Annotated in this window: 4 protein-coding genes; all 4 read left to right on the top strand. The window is 71.6% G+C overall.

Translation table 11 applies throughout. From position 1 onward, the window contains the following. A partial coding sequence (uvrC, locus tag AC2VNT_RS00100) for an excinuclease ABC subunit UvrC (RefSeq protein ID WP_486944928.1) occupies nucleotides 1-1,009 on the top strand: 1,009 nt, incomplete at its 5' end. After that, nucleotides 1,006-1,920, top strand: coding sequence for an RNase adapter RapZ (gene rapZ / locus AC2VNT_RS00095; RefSeq protein WP_486944927.1), 915 nt, complete (start codon nucleotides 1,006-1,008; stop codon nucleotides 1,918-1,920). The genes uvrC and rapZ, both read left to right, overlap by 4 nt. Further along, the gene (locus tag AC2VNT_RS00090) at nucleotides 1,917-2,975 is read left to right on the top strand and encodes a gluconeogenesis factor YvcK family protein (protein ID WP_486944926.1); all 1,059 of its coding nucleotides are present in this window, start codon (nucleotides 1,917-1,919) and stop codon (nucleotides 2,973-2,975) included. Before rapZ ends, AC2VNT_RS00090 begins: the two co-directional genes overlap by 4 nt. Beyond that, nucleotides 2,972-3,391: DNA-binding protein WhiA (whiA, locus tag AC2VNT_RS00085; RefSeq protein WP_486944929.1), on the top strand; the 420-nt coding region annotated here is incomplete at its 3' end. The genes AC2VNT_RS00090 and whiA, both read left to right, overlap by 4 nt.

Genomic DNA, 3,391 nt, shown 5'->3' with positions numbered 1-3,391 from the left:
CGAGCTGGAGGCGGCCGCCGACGTGTCGGCGGATTCGGTGCCCCGCGAGGTGCTGGTTCCGTGCCTGCCGGCCAATGCCGGCGAGCTGACCGACTGGCTCTCCGGGCTGCGCGGGTCCCGGGTGTCGCTGCGGGTGGCGCAGCGCGGCGACAAGCGGGCGCTGGCCGAGACCGTCCAGCGCAACGCCAGAGAGGCGCTGCAGCAGCACAAGCTGAGACGGGCCGGTGACTTCACTGCCAGATCTGCTGCGCTGCAAAGCATTCAGGAGGCACTGGGGTTGGCCGAGGCGCCGTTGCGGATCGAGTGCGTGGACATCAGCCACGTGCAGGGCACCGACGTGGTGGGATCGCTGGTGGTGTTCGAGGACGGTCTGCCGCGTAAGTCGGACTACCGGCACTTCGCCATCCGGGACGCCGCCGGGGAGGGGCGCTCCGACGACGTCGCCTCGATCGCCGAGGTGACCCGGCGGCGGTTTCACCGGCACCTTCAGGCCCAGGGGGAGGGAGTCGTTGCCCCGGAAGGAAAGTCGCGCAAGTTCGGCTATCCGCCCAATCTGTACGTGGTGGACGGCGGAGCGCCCCAGGTCAATGCCGCGGCGGCGGTGCTGGACGAGCTGGGCATCACCGACATCGCGACGATCGGCCTGGCCAAGCGGCTGGAGGAGGTGTGGGTACCGTCCGAGCCGGACCCGGTCATCCTGCCGCGGAACAGCGAGGGGCTGTACCTGCTGCAGCGGGTCCGCGACGAGGCGCACCGGTTCGCGATCGGTTATCACCGCAGCAAGCGGTCCAAGCGGATGACGGCGTCGGCGCTGGACTCGGTGCCGGGTCTCGGCGAATACCGGCGAAAGGCGCTGATCTCGCACTTCGGCTCGCTGGCCCGGCTCAAGAAGGCGACGGTCGACGAGATCACCTCGGTCCCGGGCATCGGCGCGGGCACCGCGGCCGCCGTCATCGACGCGCTGGGCAGACCGGCCGACGACACCGAGCGGGAGCGGATGCCGGGATGATCGAGGGGACCGACGTGGGCCGGCCGGACACCGGATCGGAGATCGACGTGGTGCTGGTGACCGGGCTCTCCGGCGCCGGACGCGGCACCGTCGCCAAGGTGCTGGAGGACCTGGGCTGGTACGTCGCCGACAACCTGCCGCCGGAGCTGATCGCCCAGATGGTGGACCTGGGGCTGGCGGCCGGTTCGCAGATCACCCAGCTCGCGGTGGTGATGGACGTGCGCTCGCGCGGTTTCACCGGCAACCTGGACTCGGTGCGGGCCGCGCTGGCCACCCGTGGCGTCGAGCCCCGGGTGCTGTTCCTGGAGGCCTCCAACGACGCGCTGATCCGTCGCTACGAACACAACCGGCGCAGCCACCCGCTGCAGGGGGAGCAGACCCTTGCCGAGGGCATCTCCACCGAGCGGGAGATGCTGGCCCCGGTCCGTGCGGTCGCCGACCTGGTGATCGACACCTCCGAACTGTCGGTGCGGGAGCTGCGGGAGAGCATCGAAGGCGTGTTCGGCGGGGGATCCGGCGCGGCTCCGATCAGCGTCACCGTGGAGTCGTTCGGGTTCAAATACGGTCTGCCGATGGATGCCGACATGGTGATGGACGTCCGGTTCCTGCCCAATCCGCACTGGGTGGACGAGCTGCGGCCGCACACCGGGCAGCATCCGGCGGTGCGCGACTACGTGCTGGGCCAGCCCGGCGCCGACGAGTTCTTCGACGCCTATCGTCGGCTGCTGGCGTTGGTGGTCGGCGGCTACCGCCGGGAAGGGAAGCGGTACATGACCGTCGCCATCGGCTGCACCGGCGGCAAGCATCGCAGCGTCGCCATCGCCGAGGCGCTGGCCCGGCTGCTGGAGGAAGAGGACGGTCAGGGCGAGTTGTCGGCGCGGGTGCTGCATCGGGACATGGGCCGCGAATGAGTCAACGGATCGTCGCCCTCGGCGGTGGCCACGGCCTGTACGCGACCTTGTCGGCCGCCCGGCGGCTGACCCCGCACGTGACCGCGGTGGTGACCGTCGCCGACGACGGCGGATCGTCCGGCCGGCTCCGCGCCGAGCTGGACGTGGTGCCGCCCGGCGACCTGCGGATGGCGTTGGCGGCGCTGGCCTCCGACAGCCCGGTCGGCCGGCTGTGGGCCACCATCCTGCAGCACCGGTTCGGCGGCAGTGGGGCGCTGGCCGGGCATCCGATCGGCAACCTGCTGCTGGCCGGGGTCAACGAACTGCTCGCCGACCCGGTCGCCGCCCTCGACGAGATCGGCCGGGTGCTGGGCGTCAAGGGCCGGGTGCTGCCGATGTGCCCGGTCGCGTTGCGGATCGAGGCCGACGTCTCCGGGCTGGCGGCCGACCCGCGGACGGTCCGGCTGATCCGCGGTCAGGTGGCGATCGCGACCACACCCGGCACGGTGCGCCGGGTCCGGCTGCTGCCGGCCGACCCACCGGCCACCCGGCAGGCCGTCGACGCGATCATGTCGGCCGATCTGGTGGTGCTCGGTCCCGGGTCGTGGTTCACCAGCGTGATCCCGCACCTGCTGGTACCCGGGCTGGCGGCGGCGCTGCAGGCGACCACCGCGCGCCGTGCCCTGGTGGTGAATCTGGCCGACGAGCCGGGGGAGACCGCCGGCTTCTCGGTGGAGCGGCACCTGCAGGTGCTGGCCCAGCACGCACCGGGTTTCGCCGTGCACCACATCATCATCGACGCCGGCCGGGTCCCCGGTGAGCAGGAACGCGAGCAGCTCCGCCGAGCCGGGACGCTGCTGCACGCCGACGTTCGGTTCGTCGACGTCGCCCGACCTGGTACACCTTTACATGACCCGGCGAAGCTGGCGGCGGCGCTGAACGAGGTGCGGGATAGCGGAATCGTGTCGCCGACGGTTCCGACGCCCATCCCGATTCCGGTCGACGGTGGTGGCCGGCGGGGCGACGTGCGTGGTGCGAGTGGGACCGGACCGGGAGGTGACCAGCCGTGGCGATGACGGCCGAAGTCAAAGACGAACTGAGCCGGCTGTCGGTCAACTCGGTCAGTGCCCGCCGGGCCGAGGTCGCGTCGCTGCTGCGCTTCGCCGGTGGGCTGCACATCGTGGCCGGCCGGGTGGTCGTCGAGGCGGAGGTGGACCAGGGGGTCATCGCCCGTCGGTTGAAAAAGGACATCTTCGATCTGTACGGCTACACCGCGATCGTGCACGTGCTGTCGGCGAGCGGCATCCGCAAGAACACCCGCTACGTGCTGCGGGTGACCAAGGACGGCGAGGCGCTGGCCCGGCAGACCGGCCTGCTGGACCTGCGCGGCCGGCCGGTGCGCGGCCTGCCCGCCCAGATCGTCGGCGGCAGCATCGCCGATGCCGACGCAGCTTGGCGGGGAGCGTTCCGGGCGCGCGGCTCGCTGACCGAG

This window comes from Mycobacterium sp. TH-M15, from assembly GCF_057473705.1.
This window is presented reverse-complemented; position numbering and strand designations above follow the sequence as displayed.

What these genes read in the sequence shown, in the direction of transcription:
- rapZ (WP_486944927.1), top strand. Translation starts at nt 1,006, where the DNA reads ATGATCGAGGGGACCGACGTGGGCCGGCCGGACACCGGATCGGAGATC.
- AC2VNT_RS00090 (WP_486944926.1), top strand. Translation starts at nt 1,917, where the DNA reads ATGAGTCAACGGATCGTCGCCCTCGGCGGTGGCCACGGCCTGTACGCG.